We start from the raw sequence: 26,586 nt of genomic DNA, 5'->3' as shown, positions 1-26,586 counted from the left end.
CCGGCCTTTATATTATAGTCGCAGCAAAACATATCCGGGCCGAAAGCGCTTGGCATTTTGCCCGGATCCAATGTGCAGCAACGACTGCCTTAAGGAATTGCATTGGCTCCTGAACCTACCACCAAGCGTCGCCGCACGCGGCGTTCCACGTCCTCAAGGGTCAAGCTGGAAGATGTCGCCCGCACGGCTGAAGTGTCATCAGCAACCGTGTCGCGGGTGTTGAATGCTCCGGACACGGTTTCCGAAACAACCAAAGATCGCGTGCACGCCGCGATCAAAGATCTGGGCTGGATTCCGCATGGCGCTGCCAAGGCGCTTGCCACCTTGCGCACACGCACCGTTGGCGCACTCATTCCAACTCTGGGGCACCAGGCCATCGCGGCCATGCTGGAAACGCTGCAGCGCACTTTGGGCGAACAGGGTTATACTCTGCTGCTGGGCCGGCCGGACGAATATGCGGACCGCACCTTGGCGCAGGCTGAAAAAATGATTCAGCAGGGCGTCGAATGTATGATCCTGATGGGAGAAGACCATCCCGATGCGCTGTTTGAACTGCTCGACAAACGCGGCATTTTCACCGTCATCACCTACACATCGGGTCATTACGGACGACCCAACTGCATTGGCTTCGACAATTTTGGTGAAATGGCCAAGCTGACGCACCATCTTCTGGACCTGGGTCACCGGGATTTCGCAATCATCACCCGGCCATTTGTGGGCAATGACCGTATTCGCCAGCGTATAGAAGGCATTAATGCCGTTTTGGCAGACGCCGGCCTTGCGGTGCGCCCGAAGCACTTCATCCCCGTGCGGGACTGGACAATCGGCTCCGGGCGAATGGGCATGCGGCAATTGCTGGCGGAACCCACCCACCCGACAGCGGTGATGTGTGCCAATGACTATCTGGCAGCCGGGGCGCTGATCGAGGCACGGACATCGGGCTACAAAGTGCCGGAAGATTTCAGCATCACCGGTTTCGACAATGTGGATCTGGCCGAGCACATGGACCCGCCCTTGACAACAATTCAGGTCCCCGCGAGAGAGATCGGTCAGGCTGTGGGTGAGTTTGTTGTGCGTTATCTTGAACTGGGCGAACTTTCAGTACCGCATCGGCTGGAGGCTGCGCTCATCATCCGCGGCTCCACCGCCGTTCCGCGCGGCACCAGCAAAGCAAAATGATCCGGGGCATTGCAGCGTTTAACTGATATGCCCCGAAACCCGCGGACTATGTGCGGCCCGCATCCAGCCGCTTGCCGCTTGCCGGGTCAAACAGCAAGGCAAGCGAAAGATCAAAATCGATCGGCAATCTGTCACCCACTGCCGGGGCAATATCGGGCTGCACACGGCATAAGGTGCGCTTTCCATTCAGCGTGGCGAAAACCAGCGTATCGGGCCCTGTCGGTTCAATAATATCCACCAGAACATTCAGGCGCTGCATGGCAGAGCCGTCCGCCTCCTTGCCAACCTTTGAGGTCAGGCGTTCCGGACGGATGCCCAGAATGATATCATCACCAGGCCGGGCAGACACGGTGTCCAATTGGAAAGGCAGCATCAGCAAGCCGCTTTCCGCACCGGTTTCCAGCCGCATGGCCAAACGTTCACCAGCCATTTCCAGCTTTCCGGGAATGAAGTTCATGGGCGGCGCGCCGATGAAGCTGGCCACATACATGTTGGAAGGCGAGTCATAAACCTCCTGCGGGCGGCCAAGCTGCTGCACAACGCCATCCTTCATAACGGCGATGCGGTCGCCCAGCGTCATGGCTTCCACCTGATCATGGGTAACATAGCAGATTGTCTTGCCGGTGCGCTGGTGCATCAGCTTGATTTCCGAGCGCATCTCGATGCGCAACTGCGCGTCCAGATTGGACAATGGCTCATCAAACAAGAACAGTGTCGGATCACGGGCAAGCGCCCGGCCCATGGCAACCCGCTGGCGCTGCCCGCCGGAAAGCTGCCTGGGCTTGCGATCCAGAAGGTGGGTAATCTGCAGGGATTCAGCCACGCTGTTGACGATGCGCTTCTGCTCCTCGGCCGGAACCTTGCGGATCTCCAGACCGAAAGAGATGTTCTCCCGCACAGTCATGGATGGGTACAGCGCATAGGACTGAAACACCATTGCAATATCGCGGCTCTTTGGCGGCAGATCGTTGACAACCCTGCCGCCGATGCGAATTTCACCGGTGGTGATGCTTTCCAGTCCGGCAATCATGTTCAGAAGCGTGGATTTTCCACAGCCGGAACTGCCGACGAGAATGAGGAACTCACCCTCTGCAACTTCAATATTGATGCCCTTGAGAACCGGCACGCTGCCGTAATTCTTGTGGACGTCCTTGATGCTCAAGCCTGCCATTATCGTTTCCTTACAGCGCGTGGCCGTACCGTTTGAACTGAAAGCTGCCCTTGCGGCAGAAGAAGCTGGGTGAAAGCGCGCTCATCCTTTGACAGCGCCAGCGGTCAGGCCGCGCAGGAAATATCGCCCGCCCACAATGTAGACAAGCAAAGTCGGCAAGGCGGTTATCAGCGCCGCCGCAGTGTCGACATTGTATTCTTTGACGCCCTCGGACGTGTTGACCAGGTTGTTGAGGCCAACCGTGATCGGGCGGGAATCCGGACCGGAAAACACCACGCCGAAAAGAAAGTCGTTCCAGATGTGCGTAAACTGCCAGATCACACAGACCATGAAGATCGGCAGGGTCAGCGGCAGAAAAATCCGTCGGAATATGAGAAAGAACCCTGCCCCATCAACACGTGCCGCTTTTACCAGCTCGCCGGGGATGGCAACGTAGTAATTGCGAAACAGCATCGTGCAGAAAGCTATGCCGTAGACCGTTTGAATGATGATCAGGCCCGGAATGGTGTTGGCCAGCCCGACAAAACCCAGAAATTGCGCTGCCGGCAGCAAAATGGCCTGAAACGGAATGAAAAAACCAAAAAGCAACATTGTGAAGATGACTTCCGACCCCGGAAACCGCCATTGCGACAAGGCATAGCCGTTGATCGCGCCAAGGCCCGATGAAATCAGCACCGAGGGAATGACAATCATGACAGAGTTCATGAAGAACGGCCGCAGTCCTTCGCAGGCCGCACCGGTGCAAGCCGTGCCCCAGGCCTTTGCCCATGCGGCAAAGGTCAGCCCTTCGGGAAGGGCGAGCATATTGCCCTGCCGCAGCTCGGGCAGCGTTTTCAGCGAGGTGACGATAACCACGTAAAACGGCATCAGAAACAGGGCGGCAAACAGAAACAGCAGCCCGTAGATAGCCAGACGCGCGAGAGTGTGTTCATGCCGCATTTTTTTGCGCCCGCTTTTCCATATACATCAGTGGCACCAGCACAGTAACCACCATAACAAGGATCATCACCGCCGAAGCCGCACCCACACCCATTCGCCCGCGTTCAAAGGCAAAATTATACATGAAGATGGACGGCAACCATGTTGATGTTCCGGGTCCGCCCGCTGTCATGGCCACCACAAGATCGAAGGTTTTGATCGACATGTGGGTGAGCAGCAGCACCACCGAAAAGAACACCGGCCACATGGCTGGCAGCACTATACGCCGGTAGATTGTGGGCATTGATGCACCGTCCACCATTCCGGCCTTGATGATTTCTTCGTCCACACCGCGCAAACCAGCCAGAAACAGTGCGGCAACAAAGCCGGTGCACTGCCAGGTGGCGGCGATCACCACGCAGGCCATTGCCATCCGCGGGTTGTTGAGCCAGTTGAATTCAAACCCCTGCCAGCCGAATGAGCGCACTGTGGCCTGAATTCCGTAATCGGGGTTGAACAGCCATTGCCAGGCCGTGCCCGCAACAATCTGCGACAGAGCCAGCGGGTAGAGGTAAATGGCGCGCAACGCGCCCTCCATCCGAATGCGCTGGTCCATCAGAATTGCCAGCAGCAGGCCCAGAAACAGGCTGATGACAATAAATGGAATGGCAAAGTAAGCCAGATTGACAACAGAGGTCCACCAGACCCGATTGTTGAACAGGTCAATATATCGATCGAAGCCCGTGAAAACATATCGCGGCATCAGCGTGGAGTTGGTGAATGACAAGACAGCCGTTGCCGCAAGGAAGCCATATACGAAAATAAAGCTGAGCAGCATGCTGGGTGACAGTACAAGCAGCGGAATCCAGCGATCAGCCCAGAGAGATAAGGCCGATGGCTGCCGGAGGCCGCGCGCTGCACTGGTTGTGGTTTCTTGAAGAGCACTCACTCGGTCTGATCCTGTCGTTTCAAGAACATTGCCATTCCTCCAGAGCGTTTCAGATGATCTTTTGACGACCCGGAACGCTCAAACTCTTTGTTTTCAAAAACTGATCTTGGCAAATGCGCTGCGCGTACCCGCTGAAAATGACGTCATTTCCATCGCAGTGTTCAACGCAAAACCGCTGCGCACTTTTGCTGAAAATGACGTCGTTTCCATCGCAGTGTTCAACGCAAAACCGCTGCGCACTTTTGCTGAAAATGACGTCTTTTCCATCGCAGTGTTCAATGCAAAACCGCTTCGCACTTTTGCTGAATATGACGTCTTTTCCATCGCAGTGTTCAACGCAACCGCTGCACACTTTTGCTGAAAATGACGGCTTTTCCACCGCATTGTTCAACGCAAAAGCGCTGCGCACTTTTGCTGAAAATGACGTCTTTTCCATCGCATTGTTCAACGCAAAACCGCTTCGCACTTTTGCTGAAAATGCTTGAGCGCCACAGGCAGAGGCCTAAGCCCCCGCCCATGCATCACCTCAAACCCTACTTCGCTGCCTGCACGGCATTAGCCAACTCGGCTGCCGCACTTGCGGAATCCTGATTGGAGTTGATGAAGTTCGTCACAACATCCCGGATTGCGCCAAGAACCGCTTCCGTCGTTCCCTGATTTTGAGATGGCACCAGACCACCGGATTCCGACGTTGCCAGAAGATCCGCTGCTGCCTTCTGCGAGCATGAATCAAAACCGTCCAGAGAAGCGGACTTCATAGCCGGAATAGCGCCCTTGAACTTTGCGCCACGCTCCTGAAAATCAGGGCTGGAGATCACCGATGCCATCTCCAATTGACCCGGCGTTGCACCGTCACTGCCTCTTTGGCCGAAGAAAGTGAAACCATCCGCAATAAAGGTGAAAATGCCTTCATTGCCCGGACGAACGGCGCAGATGTAATCCACATCCGGCACCTTGCCAGCGGCAGAGAACTCACCCTTGGCCCAGTCTCCCATGAACAGGAAGCCGGCCTTGCCCTCAATCACCATGGCAGCCGCCAGGTTCCACGGGCGACCCTGTGTGGCACCGTCGAAATATTCGGTCGACTTGCGCAGAATATCAAAAACCTCAACCATCTGCGGCGAGTTCAGCGCTTCCGGATCACCTTCCAGAATGGCCTTGCGGTAGAAGTCCACGCCCTGAGACTGGACGATGCCCTCAAAATACACAGCGTCGTGATATGGCGTGCCGCCATGCGCAATCGGAATGTGGCCCGCTGCCTTCAACTTGTCAGCAACTACGAAAAACTCATCCCAGGTTGTTGGAACCTGCGCACCAACTTCATCCAGCAATGGCTTGTTGATGTACATCCAGTTAACCCGGTGCACCCAGTTCACCACGCCGTAATATTTGTCGTCATATTTCAAAGCGTCGGCAATGGCTGGCGGCAGTTCTTCATCCCAGTTCTGGGATACAGCTTCCAGATCAACCAGTGCCCCCTGCTCTGCCCAATCCTGAATGGCTGGTCCGCGCATCTGCACTGCCTTTGGCGCATCGCCGGAGATGACACGGGTTTTCAAAACCGTCATCGCGTTGGCCCCACCACCACCGGCAATCGCGGAATCGATCCATTTGTTGCCCTTGGCCTCAAGATCTTCCTTGAGAACATTGACCGCCAGCGATTCGCCGCCGGACGTGTAGTAGTGCAAAACCTCAATATCTTCAGCAAACACAGCCGTGCTGCACAGAAGTGCCGCTGCGGCGGAAATGCCTTTAATCAATTTCATGCCCATAAACTGCCTCCCAGAAGTGTGGAGCGGACCGCAAATTTGGAACCGCTTACATTCGCCCTTATCTCTCGCAACTTCCTCAAGTCAACACGCTCAATCGTTGAAATTCAATCAATGCTGACTGACAAATTTTTACTGACTTCATTCAGCCCGGACCCGAAGGCCCGGAAACCCGAGACTGAGATGCCATGCGAGACGCGGCTGCCCTGTGCCGCGCTATCATCCTGTGATATGATAAGCTGATACGTTTACCGTGATTGTTAGGAAATGCAACCGATGATCGACAAGAACTCCATTGTGCAGCGCTCCCCAAGCTTGGTTGACCAGGTCGAAACCGGCCTGCTTGCGCAGATTCTCAATGGCGAACATGCACCCGGCAGCATGCTACCTTCGGTCCAGGCACTGTCCACCAGTTGGGGGGTCAGCCGCACGGTTTTGCGAGAGGCGCTGGCGCGCCTGGCCTCCAGCGGACACATCATTTCCCAGCAGGGAAAGGGCGTATTTGTCAGTCATACTTTGCCGCCGAGACCTTTGGAGTTCACCACACCCACAGAGGACAGCGACATCATTGCGATGATCGAACTGCGGCTCGCTCTTGAAGCCGAATCGGCTGGCCTGGCCGCCAAGCGCCGCTCTTCTGAAGACCTGCTGGAGTTGGAAAAGACCATTGAGCTTATGGAAACCAGCCTCGCCGGTGGCAACAGTGAGCTTGGGCTGGAGGCCGACGTTCAATTTCACCAGTTGATTTTCAAGGCGGCCGGCAATCAGCACTTTGAAACGCTGTTCAATCTTCTGGTGGACTCCGTCATGAAAAGCATCGCTGTGGCCCGGGCCAATTCCGCGCTCAAGCAAGGCCAGGGATCAAAATCGCAGGAAGAGCACAGAGCAATTTTCAACGCCATTCAGGCGCAGGATACTCGGGCAGCCCGTGCCGCCGCCCGCATTCACATTCAAAATACGGCCTCGCGGCTGGGCATGGAACTGAATGCCGAAGACGCGCCTCAGGCTGCCTGACATATTTTCAGATTTTTTTCTGCATTCCGCTATGTCCAGCCAAATTCCGGTTGACATCGCGCCAATTCCCGGCGCAATTTCTGATGCATTGAAAAATTTGTCAGACTTATTTGCTTTATTGCTGCAGTGGATTCTCAATCACTGCCGTCGATAAATCGCATCCGGTCGCAGTCTCGTTAGGATCCTGTCGTGCAGCATAAGATCAAGAAGGTTGACGTCCATCTGGTGTCGACGCCCATCACTGGCGGCTTTGCCGATGCCACCCGCAAGGTGGAGATGATCGGCTACACGGTTGTTCGCATCACCACCGATCAGGGGCTGGAAGGCATCGGGGTCACCTATCACGAGGTGGGCGGCGAAGCCACGCGTGAGCTCATCAACCGCAATATGGCGCCGATGCTGATTGGCCGTGACCCGCTGGAATCCGAAGGGATCTTCAACGAATTTTTCCACTATCTGCGTGGTGTTGGTCGCAAGGGGTTGATGTATTGCGCCCTGAGCGCCATCGACATCGCGCTGTGGGATCTGAAAGGCAAGATTGTTGACTTGCCGCTCTATCGCCTGCTTGGCGGCAGCCGCACCAAGGTTCCGGTCTATTCCAGCGGCGGCTGGACCTCCTATTCCGACGACGAGCTGGTGGCTGAAATGCAGTCGATGGTGGCTCGCGGCTTCAGCAAGATCAAATTCAAGGTCGGCGTGGAAGGCGGCACAAATCCGCGGCGGGATGTGCAGCGTGTGCAGAAGGTGCGCGAGGCTGTCGGCCCGAACATTGATCTTCTTCTGGACGCCAACAATTGCTGGGACGCGGCGACCGCCGTTCAGGTTGCCAACCGTGTTCGGGAGTTTGACATCTACCTGTTTGAGGAACCGGTATTTGCCGATGACATTCCGGGTCTGGCAAAGTTCAAGCGCGGCACGGACATTCCGCTGGGCACCGGTGAGCACGAATACTCGAAATTTGGTGTGCGTGATCTGGTCATGGCCGAAGCCGTGGACATTCTACAGGTAGACGGCGCACGCGTGGGTGGCTACACAGAGCTTCTCAAAGCGGCGGCAATCGCGCAGGCATGGAACATCAAGTTTGCACCGCATGCTATGGAAAATATTCATCTTCAGTTGGTTGCAGCCGTTCCGAACGGCTTGTTCCTGGAACGCCTTCTGATGTTTGAGGACATAACCGGCATGTTGTTCCGCAATGCGCCGGTACCGATTGATGGCTTCATGCACATTCCGGACCTTCCCGGCCTTGGACTGGAACTGGATATGGACTTCATCAAAGACAATGATGAAACCGGCCGGGCGGAGTAAACACTGATGACGACTTCCCCCCGCGGGCTACGTGGCCTGCATGCTGCCTTGATGACACCGTACACTTCAGATGGTGAAATCGACCATGGCGATCTGCGCCGGCTGGTCAATTTCGTCATCGGACAGGGCGTAGACGGATTATACGTTGGTGGCTCCACAGGCGAAGCTCTGCTGCACACGCAGGAAGAGCGGCAACGGGTTTTCGAAACGGTAGCAGAGGAAAACAACGGCCGCGTTGTTCTGATGGGACAGGTGGGTGCGATGGCGACCCGCGAATGTCAGGCTCTGGCCAACACCTGCAAGGCGCTTGGCTATGATGCGGTATCGGCCATTCCGCCGATTTACTTCAGCCATTCCAAGGCCAATATCAGCCGCTACTATCAAGACATTGTTTCGGCCGCAGACGGCGTGCCGCTGGTGGTTTACAATGTACCGGCGATGAGCGGCGTGAACTTCACGCTGGAAGACTTGGCCAGCCTCCTGGAAATTCCCGGTGTCATTGGTGTCAAACAAACCGCCAAAGACATGTACCAGATGGAACAGCTTCACCGCCTTTACCCTGACCTACTTTTGCTGAACGGCTATGATGAAATGCTGCTGGCCGGCATGGCCTCAGGTGCCAATGGCGGCATTGGCAGCACTTACAACATCATGGGCGGTCGTTACCTTGCCATGCGGCAGATGTTTGAATCGGGTGACATGGCTGGCGCGCTGGACATGCAGGGGCGCTGCAACAAGGTCATTGATGCCTTGATACAGCCAGGCGTTTTTCCGGCACTGAAATATGTTCTGTATCGAATGGGTATCATTCAGACACCGGTTTGCCGTGACCCGCTGGAAACTTTGCAAGGCACATCCTTCACCACACTCGACGCGATAGCTGCTGAACTGCGCCAGAGCTGATTTTCAAGGCAATTCGCCCTGCCGGTGCCCGGCAGAAACTGATGCGAATGTTATGCGCTTTCATTGCCACGGAGCGGGCTGGACATGGCTGGAGTTGGACTGCCGGATTCCGAATGGCTGGCCAGAACGCATGAAGATGCACTGGATCCGCAACAGCGCATTTGCGATGCCCATCATCATTACTGGGACCGGCCCGTGCCGGGTTCCGGTAATTTCAGATACTTGTTTGACGAGTTTGCAGCCGACCTGGCCACGGGCCACAATGTCTGCGCCTCTGTTACTGTAGAGGCCGGGGCGTTTTTGCGCCCCGGCCTTACACCCGGCACAATGTACCGCGCCGATGGCCCGAAAGAGCTGGAATCTCTGGGTGAAACCGAGTTTCTGAACGGCATGGCCGCTATGGCTCGCAGCCGCGCCTATTCTCCTGCCAATATCTCTGCCGGACTAGTTGCCTTTGCCAATCTTTCGCTTGGCGATGCTGTGGGCGAGATTCTGGATATGCATTGTGCATATCGCCGGGTTCGCGGCATTCGCAATCTCACATTCTACCATGAAGACGCGGCACTCGGCTTTCCTGATCTGGAGATAGAGCCCGGCGTGCTCGGCTCAGACGCATTCCGCGCCGGTTTCCGGTGTCTGGCCGACCGCGATCTCACCTATGATGCGACGGCGCTGCCAACGCAAATACCTGAAGTGACCGCACTGGCCCGCGCATTTCCCACAGTGAGAATTGTTCTCAACCATATTGGCGGCATATTCGGTGCCGGACCATATGACGGGCGGCGTCAGGAAAGCTTTGATTTGTGGCGCAGCGCCATGCAGGAGCTTGCCACCTGCCCGAATGTCTTTGTCAAAATTGGCGGCATGAGCAATGCGCGCAGCGGGTTCAACCTGCGCAACCGCCCTGCCCCTGCCAGATCACAAGAACTTGCGGCCCTGTGGAAGCCCTATGTTGAAACCTGTATCGAATTGTTCGGCGCAGACCGCTGCATGTTTGAAAGCAATTTCCCGGTCGAAAAACAGTCTGTCAGCTATACCGTTCTGTGGAACAGCTTCAAACTTCTGACAAATGGCTGTTCCGCCGATGAGAAGGACCGGCTGTTTTTTCAGAGCGCGGTCGATTTTTACCGGCTGGAACTGGTTTAGGCTCTGAGAAACGCCGCGATCCTGTCCAGCGCCTCGGCAATGGATGCGGGACTTCCGGCATAAGACAGACGCACTGTCGTTTCGCCGTGCAACAAATCAAAATCCAGCCCGGGTGTTATGGCGACATGAGCCTCGTGCAACACCCGGCGCGCAAATTCACTGGCTGTGCCATAACCTTCCGGCAGTTTGGCATATGTATAGAACGCGCCATCAATGGGCGCGATTCCTGAAAAGCCGAGCCGGGGCAAACGCTCGATCATCGCCGCGCGATTGATTTCATAGCCCGCACGCACGCCATCCAGCTCCTGCTTGGCATCGAACGCAGCCTGTGCCGCCACCTGCGACAGCTCCGGTGCGGAAATATACAGGCTTTGCGCCACGCGTTCGGTGGCGCGGGTCAGCGCCTTTGGCAAGACCAGCCAGCCCACCCGCCAGCCTGTCATGCAATAATATTTGGAAAAGGAGTTGATGACCAAAGGTCGATCGGAAAACTCCAGCGCCGAAGCGGCCGCTTCGCCGTAAACAAGCCCATGGTAGATCTCGTCCGAGATGAACAAAAGCCCTTCGCGGTCGGCAAACTGCACCAGACGCTCCAGCTCGTCACGCGGAGTTACCGTGCCGGTGGGATTGGCCGGGCTGGCAATGAGCACGCCCTGCAAGGGCTGCTTTGCATGTTCATGCGCCAGCCGCTCGGCGGTCAGCACGTAGTTATCCTCTGGACCGGTGTCAATTTCCACCGGCACCAGCCCCATGGCCTTCATGATGTTGCGATAGGCCGGATAGCCCGGAGCGGCAATTGCAATGCGGGCACCGGCGTCAAACCCGACCAGAAATGCCAGATTGAACCCGGCTGACGAGCCAGTGGTTACCATGACCTGAGCGGGGTCCACCACAATGCCATAAGCAGAGCGATAATGCCCGGCAATTTTATGGCGCAATGGCGAGATGCCCATCGCATCAGTGTAGGAAACAACGCCATGTTCCAGCATGTCGCGCGCCGCTTTCAGCGAGTGGCTGGAAGCCGGTGCGCCCGGCTGGCCCAATGCCAGCGAAATAACCGGTACGCCCTTGGCTTTCAGGCGGTTTGCATCCGCCAGCACATCCATTGCATGAAAGGGCGCAACGCCAGATCTTTCAGAAGGCCGAAGTTCGGGTAGCACAAGCATTAAAAAGCCTCATAATCACCAGACAAGAAAAGACAAACCTATCCGGCACGAATCGAATCTTGGGGGCAGGATTTAACATGAAAAGAAATCTTCGCCGCATATGGCGTGCGACCCTGATATCCGCTGTTGCTCTGACCACAGCGTTTTCGCCAATGATGGCACAGGTGGCTGAAGCGCAATCCGGCAGGCCGCGTCTGCCCGTCGTGCGTGATGCGCAGATAGAGGGGCTGATCAAGGATTATTCGGCCCCCCTGCTCAAGGCAGCGGGCCTTTCTGCCAACCGGGTGGAAATTATCCTGGTCAACGAGCTGACGTTCAACGCTTTTGTGGCCGGACAACGCATTTTCATCAACACCGGCACCATTCTCAATTCCGAAACGCCCAATGAAACCATCGGCGTTCTGGCGCACGAAATCGGCCATCTGGCTGGTGGCCATCAGGAAAGGCTGCGCGATCAGATGGCGCGGGCGCAGGTTATCGCCGTTGTTGCCAGCTTGTTGGGCGCCGGCATGGCCGCCGCAGGTGCCGCCGGCAACTCGCGCGAGGCCGCAGGCGTTGGCAGCGGCATCATGATGAGCGGCGGTGGCGTGGCCCGGCGCAGTCTGATGGCCTATCAGCGCACAGAGGAAATAACTGCCGATCGTTCGGCATTGACCTATCTGAACAAGACTGGCCAGTCGCCAAGGGGCATGCTGGAAAGCTTTGAAGGCCTGTTGCGCAACAATATTCTTTCCGGCCGCGGCACCGACCGCTATTTCAGCTCTCACCCGGCTCCTCAGGACCGCATCGGCTTTTTGCAGACAGCGGCGCGTGAAAGCCCCTATTTCGACCGTAAGGATCCGCCGGAGCTGCAACTGCGCCACGACCTGGCACGGGCAAAAATTGCTGCGTACAACGGTGGGGCCAATATGGTGCGGCAGACATTCGGCAAAGACCTGCACAGCCAGCCCGCGCTGTATGGAGATGCCATTGCCACTCAGCTTTCCGGCTCGCCCAGTGCGGCGCTGCAGAAAATAGACCGTCTGATCGCATCCAGCCCCAACACGCCATGGTTTCATGAAGTTAAAGGCGAAATTCTGATGGAAAGAGGCCGCGGCCAGGAAGCTGCTGCTGCCTTCAAACGCGCGGTGCAGTTGTCGCCCTCCCGATCCGGCCTTTTGCAGGCATCCATCGGCCAGGCGTTGGTAACCACCGGCAACCCGGCGCTCATGAAGGAAGCGATTGCGCAAATTCGCAAAGGCCTGGACATTGAGCCGAACAACTATAACGCGTATCGCTTTCTGGCGATGGCTTATGGCAATATCGGCGAAGTCGGCTCGGCAGAGCTGGCCACGGCAGAGGGCTACTGGCAGGCGGGCAATTTCAGGGAAGCGAAGGTTTTTGCCGCAAGGGCACAACAGAAATTCCGCCCCGGAACTCCATCCTGGCAACAGGCCAACGACATTATAACCACCCGCTGACGCGGATTGCGGATTAAGGAAACAGGCTTTGAAGCTGCAACTTTCACTGGCCATGGCCCTTTTGCTATCGCCGCTTTCCCCGGCGCTGGCACAAAATTTCGATGATTCGCAGAAGACCGAGATCGAAGAGATCATTCGCAACTACCTGATTGCGCAGCCGGAAGTGCTGGTAGAAGCCATGACGGCGCTGGAAGCAAAGCGCACTGCCGAACAGCGCGAAGGGCAGAAAGCTGCGATTGCCATGGCGGGAGAAACCCTGTTCCAGACCGCAAAGGGAGCTGAGCTGGGCAACCCGGAAGGCGATGTTACGATCGTCGAGTTTTTTGATTACAATTGTGGCTACTGCAAACGCGCCCATGCCGACATGCTGGCGCTGATTGATTCCGACCCGAATTTGCGCGTTGTGTTGAAAGAAGCACCGGTTCTTGGGCCCGATTCAGCGGCGGCAAGCCGTGTCAGCCTTGCTTTCCGCGAAATCATGCCAGAGCGTTACGGCGAGTTTCATTCGAAACTTTTGATGTCGCGCACCCCCGGAAATGAAGAGCGGGCACTGGAAGTGGCCAGGGAACTGGGCGCATCTGAGGCCGATATTCGCGCAGCCATGCAAAACCGGGAGATTGATACGGAGCTTCGGGCCGTATCTTTGCACGCCATGACGTTGCAAATCACCGGAACCCCGTCATATGTAGTCGGCGACGAGGTCGTCATTGGCGCTGTTGGCGCAGATGAACTCGCCGCTAAAATCGCCAATGTGCGCCAGTGCGGAAGTGCAACCTGCTCTTGATCGGCAAGTTTGTGGGCGCTTACACTTTCCGTAACGCTCACAAGCGGCTATAGGGCTGCAACGCATTTGCCCGTGGTTTGCAAGGATAAGAAATGTCGAAAGAAGACAACGCCGTCGATCGATCGCTCATTCGCGAACTCGCCGATATTCTGAATGATACGGATCTGACAGAGATCGAAGTGGAACAGGGCGATCTTCGCATTCGCGTTTCACGGCAGAAGGAATATGTCGCGGCTGGCGGCTATGCAGCAACTTTCCCGGCGCAATACGCGCCTGCGGCGCCTGCCCCGATGGCAGCGCCTTCGGCTGCACCCGTTGCTGCCAGCGGACCAGAAGCCGGCAGCGTGCCCTCACCTATGGTTGGCACGGTTTACCTGAGCTCCGCGCCCGGTGCCAAGCCGTTTGTGGAAGTGGGACAAAGCGTCAATGAAGGCGATACGCTGCTGATCATTGAAGCGATGAAAACCATGAACCAGATACCTGCGCCACGCGCTGGTGTTGTCAAACGCATCTGCGTTGAAAATTCCCAGCCGGTGGAATATGGCGAGGCTCTTGTCGTCATTGGGTAAAGCATTTTGCGTTGACGCGGTTGCGCTTCAACGTCAGGACGATGCGACAAACAATGCACCGGGGCGCTTTGCATCATCGAGTGATCGGTAAAAGCGTTCTGAAGCAATGTCGGCAAAACGTAGAACGGTTTTATGTGGGGCGCGGCCCGGTAGCGGAGATGAGAATCACTCCGTTCATTCGCGCCAGACAACAATTGGCAGTCGGGAATACGATCGTTGATCGGTGGGAAGGGTGTTTATGTTCAAAAAGGTTCTCATCGCCAATCGGGGCGAGATTGCGTTGCGCGTTTTGCGCGCCTGCAAGGAACTCGGCATTCCAACAGTTGCTGTTCACTCCACCGCCGACAACGCTGCAATGCATGTGCGACTGGCCGATGAAAGTGTTTGTATCGGCCCGCCCCCTGCCCGCGACAGCTATCTGAACATTCCGCAAATTCTGGCTGCCTGTGAAATTTCAGGCGCAGATGCCGTGCATCCCGGCTACGGCTTTCTGTCAGAAAATGCCCGCTTCGCCGACATTCTGGAAGCGCATAACATCACCTTCATCGGCCCGCGTGCAGACACCATTCGCACCATGGGCGACAAGATCGAAGCCAAGCGCACGGCCCAGCGTCTGGGTATTCCGGTGGTTCCAGGTTCTGCCGGCGCGGTAACCGATGATGGCGAGGCGCTGAAAGTTGCTGCGGAAATCGGCTACCCGGTGCTGGTGAAAGCCTCTGCGGGCGGTGGCGGGCGTGGCATGAAGGTTGCGCTTTCGGCTGCCGAACTGCCATTGGCGCTGGCAACGGCCCGTTCGGAGGCCGCGGCAGCCTTTGGCGATGACGCAGTTTACATGGAAAAATATCTCGCCAAGCCGCGCCATATCGAAGTGCAGGTCTTCGGCGATGGTGAAGGCAATGCCATTCACCTTGGCGAGCGTGATTGCTCTTTGCAACGCCGCCACCAGAAAGTCTGGGAAGAGGCCCGCTCGCCAGCGCTGAACGACGAGCAGCGTGAAAGAATTGGCGAAATCTGCGCCAAGGCCATGCGCGAAATGAAATATCGCGGCGCTGGCACGATTGAGTTTCTGTATGAAAACGGTGAGTTCTATTTCATTGAAATGAACACACGCCTGCAGGTGGAGCATCCGGTAACGGAAGCCATCACCGGGCTTGATCTTGTGCATGAGCAATTGCGGGTTGCCGCCGGTCAGGGGCTTTCCCTTACCCAGTCGCAGGTGGTCTTTTCCGGCCATGCGATTGAGTGCCGCATCAACGCAGAGGATCCGCGCACATTTGCCCCTTCACCTGGCCAGATCAGCTACTACCATGCGCCGGGCGGCCTTGGCATTCGCATCGATTCGGGCGTTTATCAGGGCTATTCGATTCCGCCCTTTTATGACAGCCTGATCGGCAAGCTGATTGTGCATGGCCGCACACGCAATGAGTGCCTGATGCGCCTGCGCCGTGCGCTGGACGAAATTATTGTCGATGGCGTCAAGACAACCCTGCCTTTGTTCCAGAACCTGATCGAAAACCCGGATATTCAGAACGGTGATTACGATATTCACTGGCTGGAAAAATATCTGGAAAGCGCCAACGCGGCAGCGTGAACAGCCATGACAAGCTCGGATGACGATGCAGTCACACCCGAGTTGCTACTGAAAGCCTATGCCTGTGGAATATTTCCTATGGCAGAGTCTCAGACCGGGGATTCGGTCCACTGGATCGACCCCACGCATCGCGGCGTCATATTGTTTGACAGGTTTCACGTTCCCCGTCGGCTTGCACGCACGATGCGGCAAAATCCGTTTGAAATTCGCTTTGACACGAATTTTGAGCAGGTCCTGACATTATGTGCGCAAACAACGCAAAGCCGGCAGGAAACCTGGATCAACGGCCAGATCCACGATCTCTATCTCAGCCTGTTTGAAATGGGTTATGGCCATTCCGTGGAAGCGTGGCACGAAGGTGAGTTGGTGGGTGGCCTCTACGGCATCAGCCTTGGCGGAGCATTTTTTGGCGAGAGCATGTTTTCCCGTCGCACCGATGCATCCAAAATTGCGCTGGTCTATTTGTGCCACCGCTTGCTGCGTGGCGGCTACAGCCTGTTGGACACGCAATTTCTCACGAGCCATCTGACAAGATTCGGTGCGTTTGAAATCTCACGCGCGCGCTACCACTCGCTCTTGCGCAAGGCGCTGAAGCTGGATGGCGATTTTCACTGCGGCGGCGTTGAAGACGTGGATTCTGTGCTGCAATCCTTCAGCCAGACATCGTAGACCGGGTGCTCAACTGCGTTCAAACCCGGTGAATCCGCAAACATCCAGCCCGTAAAGATTCTGCGAACCTGGCGGTCCAGCGTCACCTCATTAACCTCAACAAAGCTGTCGGTTTTCGGGGCTTCGTCGGGCGAACGGCTGTAGCAGATGCGTGGCGTTACCTGCAAAGTGCCAAACTGGAAGCTCTCATTGATCGCAACGTCAAAGCTGGTGATCCGCCCTGTTATCTTGTCCAGCCCGGAAAACACCGCAAAGCGGTTTTCAATGCGCGCAGCATCCGCAGGCACAATCAGCGCCAGCATTGTTGCAGCCATACACCCCGCCAAAACCCCTTTGAAGCACCGCATCAAGGCTTCCAGGCGTCGTAATCACCGGTGACGCGTGGGCGTTCGGCTGTATTGAGCAAGGAGCCTTTGGGTCTGTAGGCAAAGGCTGTACCGGTCAGATTTTCCTGATGCGGCTTTTCCCACTCATAAGGCTTGTAGTTCTCTGCTGTGGGAGGCGTGGCTACGCGGTGATGCATCCAGCCATGCCAGCCAGCGCCAATGGCGGAAGCCTCTGCAGGGCCGTTGTAAATGACCCAGCGGCGGGTGCCGTCGGCTGTTTGGTAATAGACATTGCCGCGCTCATCCTCGCCCACACGCTGGCCGAAACGCCACGTGTAGAAACGGGTGCCAATGGTCTGGCTGTTCCACCAGGTAAAAATTTCCACCAGCCAGTCTTTAAACTTCATAACCCTGTTCCTGCCACTCGGAAGCAATTTCAGCCTATAGCATTTCCTGTTGAAGCAAAATCGCTTTAACAGCAGGTCAATGCGACAAAGCAATGAGCCAGAGCGTTTCAAAAGATCATCCGATCAACTGAACGCTCTCAGCGTATAGCGGTATTACGACGGGAATTGCGTCAAAATAAAGAGGTGAAGCAATCCACGGAGCATGCGACGACAGTTGCACTCAAGCGCATATGCTACGCCTGCGCGCGAATGTCCAACTATTCCAATCCCAGCTTGGCCTTGACCAGTTCATTCACAGCCTGCGGATTTGCCTTGCCGCCTGTCGCCTTCATGACCTGCCCGACAAACCAGCCTGCCAGCGTCGGCTTTGCCAGTGCCTGAGCAACTTTTTCCGGGTTGGCGGCAATCACCTCTTCCACGGCCTTTTCTATTGCCCCGGTGTCGGTCACCTGCTTCAATCCGCGTGTTTCCACCAGCTCGCGCGGATCGCCGCCCTCAGTCCACAGAATTTCGAACAGGTCTTTGGCAATTTTGCCGGAAATCGTGTTTTCACGAATAAGATCCAGAACACCGCCCAGCTGATCGGCAGAAACCGGCGTCTCATCAATATCCTTGCCGGATTTGTTCAGCGCTCCCAGAAGATCGTTGATCACCCAGTTGGCAGCCTGCTTGTTATCCCGGCCCTCAGCAACCTGCTCGTAAAAATCGGCAATCGCCTTTTCCGAAACCAGAATGGATGCATCATAAGCTGAAAGCCCGCTGGCGATCAGCCGGGCGCGCTTGTCATCCGGCAGTTCCGGCAGGGTGGAAACGGCATCCGCAATGAATGCATCGTCAAATTCCAGCGGCAGAAGATCCGGGTCAGGAAAATAGCGGTAATCATGCGCATCTTCCTTGCTGCGCATGGAGCGGGTTTCACCCTTTGCCGGATCAAACAGCCGGGTCTCCTGCTGGATCTCGCCTCCATCTTCCAGAATGGCAATCTGACGCCGCGCTTCCGCTTCCACCGCCTGCCCGACAAAGCGGATGGAATTGACGTTCTTGATTTCGCACCGCGTGCCAAAATCGCCGCCGGGGCGGCGCACCGATACGTTGACGTCGGCCCGCAGCGAGCCTTCTTCCATATTGCCGTCGCATGTGCCCATGTAACGCAGCAGCGTGCGCAGCTTGGTCAGATAGGCGCGCGCTTCTTCAGCCGAGCGGATATCCGGTTTGGAAACAATTTCCATCAACGCAACGCCAGAGCGGTTCAAATCCACGAAAGACATGGTCGGATGCTGGTCATGCAGCGATTTGCCGGCATCCTGTTCCAGATGCAGCCGCTCGATCCCGATTTCAATTTCGTCAAAACCGCCCTTGGAATCCGGCCCGACAGAAACCTGCAACACGCCTTCGCCAACGATGGGCTGCTGAAACTGCGAAATCTGATAGCCCTGTGGCAAATCCGGATAGAAGTAGTTTTTGCGATCAAACACCGAGCGCTTGTTGATCTGAGCTTTCAGCCCCACCCCGGTGCGCACGGCCTGTCTTACGCATTCCTCATTAATGACCGGCAGCATGCCCGGCATTGCCGCATCCACGAGGCTGACATTTTCATTCGGCCCGGAACCGAAGCGCGTGGAAGCGCCGGAGAACAGCTTGGCCTCGGAAAGCACCTGCGCGTGCACTTCCAGCCCGACGATAACCTCCCAGTCGCCAGTGGCGCCGGAAATGAACTTCTTGGGATCAGGTGTGCGCGAATCAATGATGGCCATCAGATACACTCTGTTTCATGCCGGCAAAGCCGGAAAAAAATTCCAGAAAGTTTTGAGTTACTGTGAACTGCAAAACTCTCTAACCCCAGTTTGCCAGCAATTTTCAGCGCAGACCGTATGTCGGCCCGATGCAAATTGCTGTCACTTTTACCACCAGCGGGCTGGTGTAAAACGCCCTGCTGCCTGCTCGATCACCGAAGCAGTAGCAAACAGCGTTTCTTCATCGAACGGACGGCCGATCAATTGCAGACCAAGCGGTGTTCCCTGCGCTGACAAGCCGGCTGGCACCGCAATACCCGGCAGACCGGCCATGTTCACCGTGACGGTGAACACGTCGTTCAGATACATCTGCACCGGATCCTTTTTCATTTCCTCATCGCCAATTGCAAAAGCGGCGCTGGGGGTTGCCGGTGTCAGAAGGGCATCGACCCCCGCATGAAACACCGTTTCAAAATCCCGCTTGATCAGGGTGCGGATTTTCTGGGCCTTCAGGTAGTAGGCGTCGTAATAGCCGGCCGACAGCACATAGGTACCAATGAGAATGCGGCGCTGAACCTCGCGCCCGAAACCGGCGGCACGGGTATTTTCATACATTGCCGTAATATCTTTGCCGGATTCGCGCAGGCCGTAGCGCACGCCGTCATACCGCGCCAGATTGGACGATGCTTCGGCTGGTGCCACAATGTAGTAGGCTGGAAGAGCGTATTGCGTATGCGGCAGCGACACTTCAACAATTTCAGCGCCAGCGTCCTGCAGCCAGGCAATGCCCTGCTGCCACAGCGCTTCAATTTCGGCCGGCATATTGTCCACGCGGTATTCTTTTGGAATGCCGATGCGCAGGCCCTTGATAGATCGACCGACGGCTGCCTCGTAGTCCGGCACCGGCCTGTCAACGCAGGTCGTGTCCTTCACGTCCACCGAGGCCATGGATTTTAGCAGGATTGCGGCATCACGCACATCGCGCGCAATGGGCCCCGCCTGGTCCAGCGAAGAAGCGAAAGCCACCGTGCCCCAGCGCGAGCAGCGGCCATAGGTCGGCTTGATGCCCACGGTGCCGGTAAAGGCGGCCGGCTGGCGAATGGAGCCACCGGTGTCCGTTGCCGTGGCACCCGCGCACAATTGCGCTGCCACCGCTGCGGCGGAACCACCGGAAGACCCGCCCGGCACCAGCTTTTCCTCACTGCCCGTCTTGCGCCAGGGGTTCACAACCGCGCCATAATGGCTGGTTTCATTGGAAGAGCCCATGGCAAACTCGTCCATATTCAGTTTGCCCAGCATCACCGCGCCGTCTGCCCACAGATTGGCCGTCACGGTGGATTCATACCGCGGCTTGAAGCCATCCAGAATATGGCTGGCGGCCTGTGTGTGCACGCCTTCGGTTGCAAACAGGTCTTTGATACCCAGCGGAATACCTTCCAGCGCTCCGGCCTGCCCTGCAGCAAGCCGCGTATCGCTGGCTTTTGCCATTTCCTGCGCCTTGTCTGCGGTAACCGCGACATAAGCATTGACTGCCGGGTTTGCCGCTTCAATCGCGGCCAGATAGGCATTGGTCAGCTCCAGCGCAGAAAGGCTCTTGGCTTTCAGTGCGGCGCGGGCCTCTGCAATAGTCAGGGATGTTGGCTCGGTCATCTTCAAAATTCACAATCATCAACTGGGTGCAGCGAAGCATCGGACTTGCCGGGAAGGCCTGAAAAACCCTATTCGATCACTTTGGGAACCACAAAAAAATTGTCTTCCGAAAGCGGCGCATTGGCCAGGATGTCTGCAACCTTGTTGCCATCCGTTACGGCATCGGCGCGCTTGCGCATTTCCATTGGAGTCACGGATGTCATGGTTTCAACGCCGGTGACATCAACTTCTTCCAGTTTTTCGACAAAGCCCAGAATGGCATTCAATTCACCCTGCATCACTTCCAGATCATTGTCTGAAACGGCAATACGGGCCAGCCGCGCAACGCGGCGAACAGTTTGTATATCGACGGACAAGGTTCAGCCTTCCATACCGGAACTATCTTTTGTGGCTATATCGACACCAGGCGCAGGAGACAACGCCCTTAGGCGGTTTCAAGCGGCTGGATATCGAACGCAACGCCAATTTGCGGCGCAAGCACGGTCTTTGCCGCATCTTCCATCGCCTCAACAAAACCATCGGCTGTCTGGTCCAGCAATGGGAATGTTCCCCAGTGAATTGGCACGATTTTTTCAAAGCGGAAGTAACGCCGGCACGCCAGAGCCGCCACAGCACCACCCATTGTAAACCGGTCGCCAATCGGCACCAGCCCGATCTGCGGCTGGTGGAGTTCCTGAACCAGCGCCATGTCGCCGAAAATATCCGTATCACCCATGTGATAAATCGTCGGCCCTTTGGCGAAATGGAACACAAGCCCGTTGGCAGATCCAAGGTCGATCACACTGCCGTCCGCTTCAACCTGACCGGACGAATGAAACGCCTGTGTGAACGTTACTGAAAAATCTTCAAAGTGCAGGGTGCCGCCCGTATTGCCCGGCTCCGTGCGTGCAACGCCTTTTGATCCAAGCCAGCTCACCAGCTCAAAATTGCCAATCACCACCGCATTTGTGCGGCGGGCGATTTCAACCGTGTCGCCCACATGGTCGGCATGGCCATGGGTCAGCGCAATATGGGTTATACCTTCTGCCACCTCCTCCAGCGACCCTTTGAAATGGCCGTTGCCGGAGATAAATGGATCAACAAGAATGGATGACCGGTCTGTATCAATCCGAAATGCCGAATGGCCATAATAGGTCAGTCTCATGCTAAAGCGTCTCCAGGCGGGTGTGGCTGAACGGGATGCAAGACATATTGGCGCTTGCAAGGCAAAGGATCAAGAAGCGTGGCAGTGGTTGATATAGCAGAAATAAAAAGTCTTTTGCTGCCGAACACGGTGATTGCCGGGCTGGATCTGGGCACAAAAACCATCGGTCTTGCCGTTTCAGACCTTGGCCTGCGATTCGCCACGCCGCGCCCTGTGCTCAAGCGCACCCGTTTTTCAGACGACGCGGCGGCACTGGCAAAAATGCTGGATGAGGCGCGGTGCAGCGTCATCATCATTGGCCTGCCGTTGAATATGGACGGAACGGAAGGCCCAAGATCGCAGGCCACAAGAGCCTTTGTGCGCAATTATGGCAGGGGGGATGCACGCCCCGTGGTGTTCTGGGATGAGCGACTGTCCACCGTTGCTGCCGAACGCACGATGATAGATGCCGACCTTTCGCGTAAAAAACGTGCAGAACGTATAGATTCAGCCGCAGCGGCCTTCATTTTACAGGGCGCACTCGACAGAATGAGACATCTGAACACAACAGCAACAAATTTTCCGGTTGATGAGTGACACGGCCTGCTTGCCGCATCCGCTGGTTTGGGCATAAGAGCAACGCTTGATATGAACGTTGAAACAGCATCCTCGCCACATCCGCGTCGGCATTTAACGGGCATTGCGCATTTGTCGCTGCCTGAAATTCACCATCTGCTCAATCTCGCCGAAAGCGAAATCGCAGTCAGCCGATCCCGCGACAAGAAAAAGTCTGCCCTCAAGGGGCGGACCCAGATCAATCTTTTCTTCGAAGCATCCACCCGCACGCAGGCCTCTTTTGAACTGGCCGGCAAACGGCTGGGCGCAGATGTCATGAACATGTCTGTTGCCAATTCGTCGGTGAAAAAAGGCGAAACGCTGATAGATACGGCCATGACACTGAATGCCATGCAGCCGGATATATTGGTGGTGCGCCACCACGCAGCCGGTGCCGTGGCGCTGCTGGCGCAGAAAGTTGACTGTTCGGTTGTCAATGCCGGAGACGGCGCACATGAGCACCCCACGCAGGCACTTCTGGACGCGCTGACCATTCGCCGCCGCAAGGGGCAGATTGCCGGCTTGACCGTTGCCATTTGCGGCGATGTGCTGCACTCAAGGGTCGCCCGTTCCAACATTCTGCTGCTCAATGCACTGGGTGCAAATGTTCGGGTTGTCGCCCCTTCCACACTCTTGCCTGCAGGCATCGAAAATATGGGCGTTACGGTTTTTCATCGCATGGATGAAGGGCTGGAAGGCGCCGATGTGGTGATGATGCTGCGTCTTCAACGCGAACGGATGGAAGGAGCTTTCGTGCCTTCCGTGCGGGAATATTTCCGGCACTTCGGTCTGGATGCGCAGAAACTTGGCTGGGCAAAAGCGGGCGCGCTGGTCATGCACCCCGGGCCAATGAACCGTGGTGTGGAGATTGCCTCGGGCATTGCCGATGGTCCGCAAAGCGTGATTGAGGAACAGGTTGAAATGGGCGTTGCCGTGCGCATGGCTGTCATGGAATGGCTGGCTGGCGACGGTGGAGAAACCGCATGAGCCAACAGCCGCTACTCATTGAAAATGCCAGGGTTTTCGATCCAGCGAGAAATCAGGACGAAGCTGGCTCGATTCTGATGCAGGATGGTCGCATTGTTGCGGCTGGCGCCAGCGCCCGCAATCAGGGCAAGCCGGACGGTGCACTGGTTGTGGATGCCGACGGGCTTCTGGCCATACCGGGTCTGGTGGATGCACGCGTGTTCATGGGTGAACCGGGCTACGAGCATCGCGAAACCATACAATCTGTTGGGCAAGCGGCTGCGGCTGGCGGCATAACATCAATTCTGACCATGCCGGACACCAATCCGGTCATTGATGATGTGGCGCTGGCGCAATTTGTCATGCACACCGCGCGTGAAACCTCCAGGGTCAATGTCTTCCCGTCCGCTGCCCTGACCAAGGGTTTGAAGGGCGCTGAGATGACCGAAATCGGCATTCTCACCGATGCCGGTGTCAATGTGTTCACCGAAGGGCGCAAAACCCTTTCCAATCCGGCATTGATCCGCCGGATCATGACCTATGTGCGTGATTTTGACGGGCTGTTCATGCATGACACGCAGGATCCGGACCTGACCGGAAACGGTGTCATGAATGAGGGGCTTCTGGCCTCGTGGCTTGGACTGACGGGCATTGCGCGCGAGGCTGAGGTTATTCCACTGGAGCGTGACGTGCGGCTGGCTGCGCTGACTGGCGTTCGCTACCACGCGGCACAGCTTTCAACCGCCGGTTCAGTCGATGTTGTGCGCCGCGCCAAACAAAAGCTGGCCAATGTTACCGCCGGCGTGTCGATCAACAATCTATCGCTGAATGAAAATGACATTGGCGAATACCGAACCTTCTTCCGGCTTTCACCGCCCTTGCGGTCAGAGGATGACCGCCTTGCCATGGTTGAAGGTCTGGCAGATGGCTCTATCGACATTATTGTCTCGGCGCATGATCCGCAGGGCGCCGATGGCAAGCGCCGCCCGTTTCAGGAGGCGGCGGTCGGGGCGATTGGTCTGGAAAGCCTGCTGTCGGCCAGTCTGCGCCTGTACCATTCAGGCCAGGTCTCGCTGGAGCGCCTGATCTTTGCCCTCACCGCTGGTCCAGCCAGACTTTTGAAACTGGACCGCGGCACTTTGCAGCCCGGCAACCCGGCAGATATCACTCTGGTGGATCTGGACCGGCCATATGTGTTTTCTGAAACAGACATTCATTCGCTCCAGAAAAACACGGCGTTTGAAAATGCGCGGTTCCAGGGTCGCGCAGTGCGAACCATTGTGGCCGGGCAAACTGTGTTCAATCTGGATGGCGGCGCTGCATGAACGGGTTTTTCTCGCAGGTTCCCCTGGCAATATTGCTGTTCTGCGCCGCGCTGGGCTATTTCAGCGGCAGCATTCCGTTCGGGCTTCTGCTCACTCGGGCCTTTGGTCTGGGGGATCTGCGCTCTATCGGTTCGGGCAATATTGGCGCGACCAATGCGCTGCGCACCGGCAATAAGGCGCTGGCCATACTGACACTGGCCGGTGATGTTCTGAAAGGCACGGTACCGGTGGTGATTGCGGCGCGCTGGGGCGAACCAGCCGCGGCGATTGCCGGGCTTTCTGCCTTCATCGGGCATTTGTTTCCGGTGTGGCTTGGGTTCAAAGGCGGCAAGGGTGTGGCCACATATATCGGTGTTCTGCTTGGGTTTGCGCCATGGGGTGTGGCGGTGTTTGCCGCTGCGTGGCTGAGCATGGCCTTCCTGTTCCGCTATTCGTCACTGGCGGCTCTGGTTGCAACCCTGATTGTGCCGGTTGCGCTTTTTGCCATGGGCAACACGGTTGCAGCACTGCTCACAGGCATACTCACTGTTCTGGTTTATTTAAAGCACCATGCCAACATTCAACGCCTTCTGTCTGGAACAGAAGGGAAAATTGGCGGCGGAAAATAAGTTGCAAGCGTGCGGCCAGTTTTCTGAAACCGAACGTTATGCGCGTTTGCGGCTGGCCCGCAGCGTCAAGGTAGGTCCGGCAACATTCTGTGCACTGACAAGCCGATTTGGCAGCGCCCGCAATGCGCTGGTGGCACTGCCCCATTGCCGGGAGGCCAAATACCGCAGCATTGTTCTGGCGTCAGAGGCTGACATCGAACAGGAGTTTTTGAAAGCCGAGCGGTTTGGCGCAAAACTTCATTTCCAGGGTGAAAGCAGTTTTCCCGCTTTATTGGGCACCATTGCGCCTCCACCTCCGGTTTTGACCATCATGGGCGAATCGAACCTTCTGAACCGGCCGTCACTGGCAATTGTTGGCGCACGCAACGCATCGCTGGCCGGGATGAAGCTGACTCAGCGGCTTGCGAAACATGCAGGTGAAGCGGGACTTTGCATTATATCGGGCCTGGCGCGCGGAATTGACACTGCGGCGCATGAAGCAAGCCTGACCACCGGCACGGCCGGGGTTTTTGCCGGAGGGCTGGACCGGCCATACCCGCCGGAAAACAAACCGCTGATGCGCGCAATCCTGGACCATGGCGGATGCCTGATATCGGAAATGCCCTTTGGCTGGGAGCCGCGCCCGGCAGATTTTCCACGCCGCAACCGGCTGGTGGCGGGCCTTGCCAACGGACTACTGGTGGTAGAAGCGGCGGAACGTTCGGGTTCGCTGATCAGTGCGCGGCTGGCGCGGGAAATGCAGCGTCCGGTAATGGCCGTTCCCGGCTCACCGCTGGACAGCCGCTCGGCTGGCACCAACGCGCTTTTGCAGCAAGGGGCGATTCTTGTGGCAGGACCGGACGATATTCTGAAGGCACTGAACCAATGCGGCATATTTTCCGGCAGCGACTCAAAATCAATCAGCGAGATTTGCCCTGTTGATGGCGACGAACCGGATGACAGCGCAAAAATTATTGCCGCCCTCAGCACCGTTCCGGTCTCTCTGGATGAGCTTGTAGCCCACACTGGCTTCAGCGGTCCGATGGTGCAGTTGGTGCTGATGGAACTGAACCTTGCAGGCAAATTACAGCGCCATGCCGATGGGCGCGTTTCCCTTTGCGGCTAGTATGAAGTATGCCAGCAGGTGAAATGCGACTTGGTGGGAATAAAGGCAGGCGGGGTTGACCGTTGCCGCGTGGCTGTCCATTTGAGCGCAGAAAAATGATTCTGGTGAAGGCTGCAACCAATGCCGCCTTCT

26 protein-coding genes and 1 pseudogene are annotated in these 26,586 nt (G+C 56.6%); 15 read left to right on the top strand and 12 right to left on the bottom strand.

The features are described from left to right. The first annotated feature begins 102 nt into the window (after nt 1–102). On the top strand, nt 103–1,179 hold the full coding sequence (locus FPY71_RS06375; RefSeq protein WP_149298870.1) for a LacI family DNA-binding transcriptional regulator: 1,077 nt from the start codon (nt 103–105) through the stop codon (nt 1,177–1,179). 46 nt (nt 1,180–1,225) lie between these two features. On the opposite strand, the gene FPY71_RS06370 is transcribed toward FPY71_RS06375, so the two are convergent. The 5 genes from FPY71_RS06370 to FPY71_RS06350 all read right to left on the bottom strand — a co-directional run bounded on the left by FPY71_RS06370 (nt 1,226) and on the right by FPY71_RS06350 (nt 5,983). Continuing rightward, nucleotides 1,226–2,350 (bottom strand): ABC transporter ATP-binding protein, encoded by a 1,125-nt coding sequence (locus tag FPY71_RS06370; protein ID WP_149298868.1) that lies wholly within the window; start codon nt 2,348–2,350, stop codon nt 1,226–1,228. 81 nt (nt 2,351–2,431) lie between these two features. Beyond that, nucleotides 2,432–3,289 (bottom strand): carbohydrate ABC transporter permease, encoded by an 858-nt coding sequence (locus FPY71_RS06365; protein WP_149298866.1) that lies wholly within the window; start codon nt 3,287–3,289, stop codon nt 2,432–2,434. Further along, nucleotides 3,279–4,106 (bottom strand): carbohydrate ABC transporter permease, encoded by an 828-nt coding sequence (locus FPY71_RS06360; protein WP_149300508.1) that lies wholly within the window; start codon nt 4,104–4,106, stop codon nt 3,279–3,281. Before FPY71_RS06360 ends, FPY71_RS06365 begins: the two co-directional genes overlap by 11 nt. A gap of 160 nt (nt 4,107–4,266) precedes the next feature. Continuing rightward, nucleotides 4,267–4,665, bottom strand: coding sequence for a hypothetical protein (locus tag FPY71_RS18440; protein ID WP_188052241.1), 399 nt, complete (start codon nt 4,663–4,665; stop codon nt 4,267–4,269). A gap of 85 nt (nt 4,666–4,750) precedes the next feature. Beyond that, a complete protein-coding gene (locus FPY71_RS06350; RefSeq protein ID WP_246160174.1) occupies nt 4,751–5,983 on the bottom strand; it encodes an ABC transporter substrate-binding protein in 1,233 nt (410 codons plus the stop codon). 279 nt (nt 5,984–6,262) lie between these two features. On the opposite strand from FPY71_RS06350, the gene FPY71_RS06345 reads away from it, so the two are divergent. From FPY71_RS06345 to FPY71_RS06330, 4 genes are all read left to right on the top strand, one after another. Continuing rightward, nucleotides 6,263–7,000 carry a FadR/GntR family transcriptional regulator gene (locus FPY71_RS06345; protein ID WP_188052240.1) on the top strand — a complete coding sequence of 246 codons (738 nt, stop codon included), beginning with the start codon at nt 6,263–6,265 and terminating at the stop codon, nt 6,998–7,000. Between the two features lie 189 nt (nt 7,001–7,189). Continuing rightward, a complete protein-coding gene (locus FPY71_RS06340) occupies nt 7,190–8,308 on the top strand; it encodes a mandelate racemase/muconate lactonizing enzyme family protein (RefSeq protein ID WP_149298858.1) in 1,119 nt (372 codons plus the stop codon). Between the two features lie 6 nt (nt 8,309–8,314). Beyond that, nucleotides 8,315–9,211 (top strand): N-acetylneuraminate lyase, encoded by an 897-nt coding sequence (locus FPY71_RS06335; protein ID WP_149298856.1) that lies wholly within the window; start codon nt 8,315–8,317, stop codon nt 9,209–9,211. Between the two features lie 84 nt (nt 9,212–9,295). Beyond that, nucleotides 9,296–10,357: an amidohydrolase family protein gene (locus tag FPY71_RS06330; RefSeq protein ID WP_149298854.1), complete on the top strand. Its 1,062-nt coding sequence runs from the start codon at nt 9,296–9,298 to the stop codon at nt 10,355–10,357. Here FPY71_RS06330 and FPY71_RS06325 read toward each other — a convergent pair. Next, nucleotides 10,354–11,523 (bottom strand): pyridoxal phosphate-dependent aminotransferase, encoded by a 1,170-nt coding sequence (locus tag FPY71_RS06325; RefSeq protein ID WP_149298853.1) that lies wholly within the window; start codon nt 11,521–11,523, stop codon nt 10,354–10,356. The two genes, FPY71_RS06330 and FPY71_RS06325, sit on opposite strands and share 4 nt — an antisense overlap. Before the next feature lie 77 nt (nt 11,524–11,600). On the opposite strand from FPY71_RS06325, the gene FPY71_RS06320 reads away from it, so the two are divergent. The 5 genes from FPY71_RS06320 (at nt 11,601) to aat (ending at nt 16,596) form a co-directional block, all read left to right on the top strand. After that, nucleotides 11,601–12,983: a M48 family metalloprotease gene (locus FPY71_RS06320; protein ID WP_149298851.1), complete on the top strand. Its 1,383-nt coding sequence runs from the start codon at nt 11,601–11,603 to the stop codon at nt 12,981–12,983. A 52-nt stretch (nt 12,984–13,035) separates the two neighbouring features. Next, the gene (locus FPY71_RS06315; RefSeq protein ID WP_149300507.1) at nt 13,036–13,767 is read left to right on the top strand and encodes a DsbA family protein; all 732 of its coding nucleotides are present in this window, start codon (nt 13,036–13,038) and stop codon (nt 13,765–13,767) included. Between the two features lie 92 nt (nt 13,768–13,859). After that, a complete protein-coding gene (gene accB, locus FPY71_RS06310; RefSeq protein WP_149298849.1) occupies nt 13,860–14,336 on the top strand; it encodes an acetyl-CoA carboxylase biotin carboxyl carrier protein in 477 nt (158 codons plus the stop codon). A gap of 238 nt (nt 14,337–14,574) precedes the next feature. Next, entirely contained in the window at nt 14,575–15,927 is a 1,353-nt protein-coding gene (accC, locus tag FPY71_RS06305) for an acetyl-CoA carboxylase biotin carboxylase subunit (RefSeq protein WP_149298847.1), read from the top strand. Nucleotides 15,928–15,933: 6 nt separating this feature from the next. Then, nucleotides 15,934–16,596: a leucyl/phenylalanyl-tRNA--protein transferase gene (aat, locus tag FPY71_RS06300; RefSeq protein ID WP_149298845.1), complete on the top strand. Its 663-nt coding sequence runs from the start codon at nt 15,934–15,936 to the stop codon at nt 16,594–16,596. Here the strand turns inward: aat and FPY71_RS06295 are convergent. The 6 genes and pseudogenes from FPY71_RS06295 to FPY71_RS06270 form a co-directional block, all read right to left on the bottom strand. After that, nucleotides 16,536–16,877: pseudogene (locus tag FPY71_RS06295) on the bottom strand (DUF2155 domain-containing protein); the annotation flags it as partial. The gene aat and the pseudogene FPY71_RS06295 overlap by 61 nt on opposite strands. Before the next feature lie 65 nt (nt 16,878–16,942). After that, nucleotides 16,943–17,329: an NADH:ubiquinone oxidoreductase subunit NDUFA12 gene (locus tag FPY71_RS06290; RefSeq protein WP_149298842.1), complete on the bottom strand. Its 387-nt coding sequence runs from the start codon at nt 17,327–17,329 to the stop codon at nt 16,943–16,945. Nucleotides 17,330–17,586: 257 nt separating this feature from the next. Then, nucleotides 17,587–19,083, bottom strand: coding sequence for an Asp-tRNA(Asn)/Glu-tRNA(Gln) amidotransferase subunit GatB (gene gatB, locus FPY71_RS06285; RefSeq protein ID WP_149298840.1), 1,497 nt, complete (start codon nt 19,081–19,083; stop codon nt 17,587–17,589). Nucleotides 19,084–19,230: 147 nt separating this feature from the next. Further along, nucleotides 19,231–20,712: an Asp-tRNA(Asn)/Glu-tRNA(Gln) amidotransferase subunit GatA gene (gene gatA, locus FPY71_RS06280; RefSeq protein WP_149298838.1), complete on the bottom strand. Its 1,482-nt coding sequence runs from the start codon at nt 20,710–20,712 to the stop codon at nt 19,231–19,233. A gap of 68 nt (nt 20,713–20,780) precedes the next feature. After that, nucleotides 20,781–21,068 carry an Asp-tRNA(Asn)/Glu-tRNA(Gln) amidotransferase subunit GatC gene (gene gatC / locus FPY71_RS06275; RefSeq protein ID WP_149298836.1) on the bottom strand — a complete coding sequence of 96 codons (288 nt, stop codon included), beginning with the start codon at nt 21,066–21,068 and terminating at the stop codon, nt 20,781–20,783. A 68-nt stretch (nt 21,069–21,136) separates the two neighbouring features. Then, the gene (locus FPY71_RS06270) at nt 21,137–21,856 is read right to left on the bottom strand and encodes a metal-dependent hydrolase (RefSeq protein WP_149298834.1); all 720 of its coding nucleotides are present in this window, start codon (nt 21,854–21,856) and stop codon (nt 21,137–21,139) included. 78 nt (nt 21,857–21,934) lie between these two features. Between FPY71_RS06270 and ruvX the strand changes: the two genes are divergently transcribed. The 5 genes from ruvX to dprA are packed head-to-tail and all read left to right on the top strand — an operon-like array spanning nt 21,935 to nt 26,454. After that, nucleotides 21,935–22,432 carry a Holliday junction resolvase RuvX gene (gene ruvX, locus FPY71_RS06265; protein ID WP_149298832.1) on the top strand — a complete coding sequence of 166 codons (498 nt, stop codon included), beginning with the start codon at nt 21,935–21,937 and terminating at the stop codon, nt 22,430–22,432. 51 nt (nt 22,433–22,483) lie between these two features. Then, complete coding sequence (locus FPY71_RS06260; protein WP_149298830.1) at nt 22,484–23,437, top strand: aspartate carbamoyltransferase catalytic subunit; 954 nt, start codon at nt 22,484–22,486, stop codon at nt 23,435–23,437. Next, complete coding sequence (locus tag FPY71_RS06255) at nt 23,434–24,741, top strand: dihydroorotase (RefSeq protein WP_149298828.1); 1,308 nt, start codon at nt 23,434–23,436, stop codon at nt 24,739–24,741. Before FPY71_RS06260 ends, FPY71_RS06255 begins: the two co-directional genes overlap by 4 nt. Further along, nucleotides 24,738–25,349: a glycerol-3-phosphate 1-O-acyltransferase PlsY gene (plsY, locus tag FPY71_RS06250; protein WP_149298826.1), complete on the top strand. Its 612-nt coding sequence runs from the start codon at nt 24,738–24,740 to the stop codon at nt 25,347–25,349. The genes FPY71_RS06255 and plsY overlap by 4 nt, the downstream gene beginning before the upstream one ends. Before the next feature lies 1 nt (nt 25,350). Then, on the top strand, nt 25,351–26,454 hold the full coding sequence (dprA, locus tag FPY71_RS06245) for a DNA-processing protein DprA (protein ID WP_246160172.1): 1,104 nt from the start codon (nt 25,351–25,353) through the stop codon (nt 26,452–26,454). Nucleotides 26,455–26,586 lie beyond the last annotated feature (132 nt).

It is taken from the genome of Aureimonas fodinaquatilis (genome assembly GCF_008369445.1).
Classification (GTDB): domain Bacteria; phylum Pseudomonadota; class Alphaproteobacteria; order Rhizobiales; family Rhizobiaceae; genus Aureimonas; species Aureimonas fodinaquatilis.
The sequence above is the reverse complement of the archived record's forward strand: the minus strand, read 5'-3'. Positions and strand labels throughout refer to the sequence as shown.

Bases quoted from the DNA above. Each gene is read 5' to 3' on its own strand.
- gatA (WP_149298838.1), bottom strand. From the start codon at position 20,712: ATGACCGAGCCAACATCCCTGACTATTGCAGAGGCCCGCGCCGCACTG.
- FPY71_RS06325 (WP_149298853.1), bottom strand. From the start codon at position 11,523: ATGCTTGTGCTACCCGAACTTCGGCCTTCTGAAAGATCTGGCGTTGCG.
- aat (WP_149298845.1), top strand. From the start codon at position 15,934: ATGACAAGCTCGGATGACGATGCAGTCACACCCGAGTTGCTACTGAAA.
- FPY71_RS06270 (WP_149298834.1), bottom strand. From the start codon at position 21,856: ATGAGACTGACCTATTATGGCCATTCGGCATTTCGGATTGATACAGAC.
- FPY71_RS06315 (WP_149300507.1), top strand. From the start codon at position 13,036: ATGGCCCTTTTGCTATCGCCGCTTTCCCCGGCGCTGGCACAAAATTTC.
- accC (WP_149298847.1), top strand. From the start codon at position 14,575: ATGTTCAAAAAGGTTCTCATCGCCAATCGGGGCGAGATTGCGTTGCGC.
- gatB (WP_149298840.1), bottom strand. From the start codon at position 19,083: ATGGCCATCATTGATTCGCGCACACCTGATCCCAAGAAGTTCATTTCC.
- accB (WP_149298849.1), top strand. From the start codon at position 13,860: ATGTCGAAAGAAGACAACGCCGTCGATCGATCGCTCATTCGCGAACTC.
- FPY71_RS06370 (WP_149298868.1), bottom strand. From the start codon at position 2,350: ATGGCAGGCTTGAGCATCAAGGACGTCCACAAGAATTACGGCAGCGTG.
- FPY71_RS06345 (WP_188052240.1), top strand. From the start codon at position 6,263: ATGATCGACAAGAACTCCATTGTGCAGCGCTCCCCAAGCTTGGTTGAC.
- FPY71_RS06360 (WP_149300508.1), bottom strand. From the start codon at position 4,106: ATGCTGCTCAGCTTTATTTTCGTATATGGCTTCCTTGCGGCAACGGCT.
- FPY71_RS06260 (WP_149298830.1), top strand. From the start codon at position 22,484: ATGAACGTTGAAACAGCATCCTCGCCACATCCGCGTCGGCATTTAACG.
- plsY (WP_149298826.1), top strand. From the start codon at position 24,738: ATGAACGGGTTTTTCTCGCAGGTTCCCCTGGCAATATTGCTGTTCTGC.
- FPY71_RS06320 (WP_149298851.1), top strand. From the start codon at position 11,601: ATGAAAAGAAATCTTCGCCGCATATGGCGTGCGACCCTGATATCCGCT.
- FPY71_RS06350 (WP_246160174.1), bottom strand. From the start codon at position 5,983: ATGAAATTGATTAAAGGCATTTCCGCCGCAGCGGCACTTCTGTGCAGC.
- FPY71_RS06330 (WP_149298854.1), top strand. From the start codon at position 9,296: ATGGCTGGAGTTGGACTGCCGGATTCCGAATGGCTGGCCAGAACGCAT.
- FPY71_RS06290 (WP_149298842.1), bottom strand. From the start codon at position 17,329: ATGAAGTTTAAAGACTGGCTGGTGGAAATTTTTACCTGGTGGAACAGC.
- FPY71_RS06365 (WP_149298866.1), bottom strand. From the start codon at position 3,289: ATGCGGCATGAACACACTCTCGCGCGTCTGGCTATCTACGGGCTGCTG.
- FPY71_RS06335 (WP_149298856.1), top strand. From the start codon at position 8,315: ATGACGACTTCCCCCCGCGGGCTACGTGGCCTGCATGCTGCCTTGATG.
- FPY71_RS06255 (WP_149298828.1), top strand. From the start codon at position 23,434: ATGAGCCAACAGCCGCTACTCATTGAAAATGCCAGGGTTTTCGATCCA.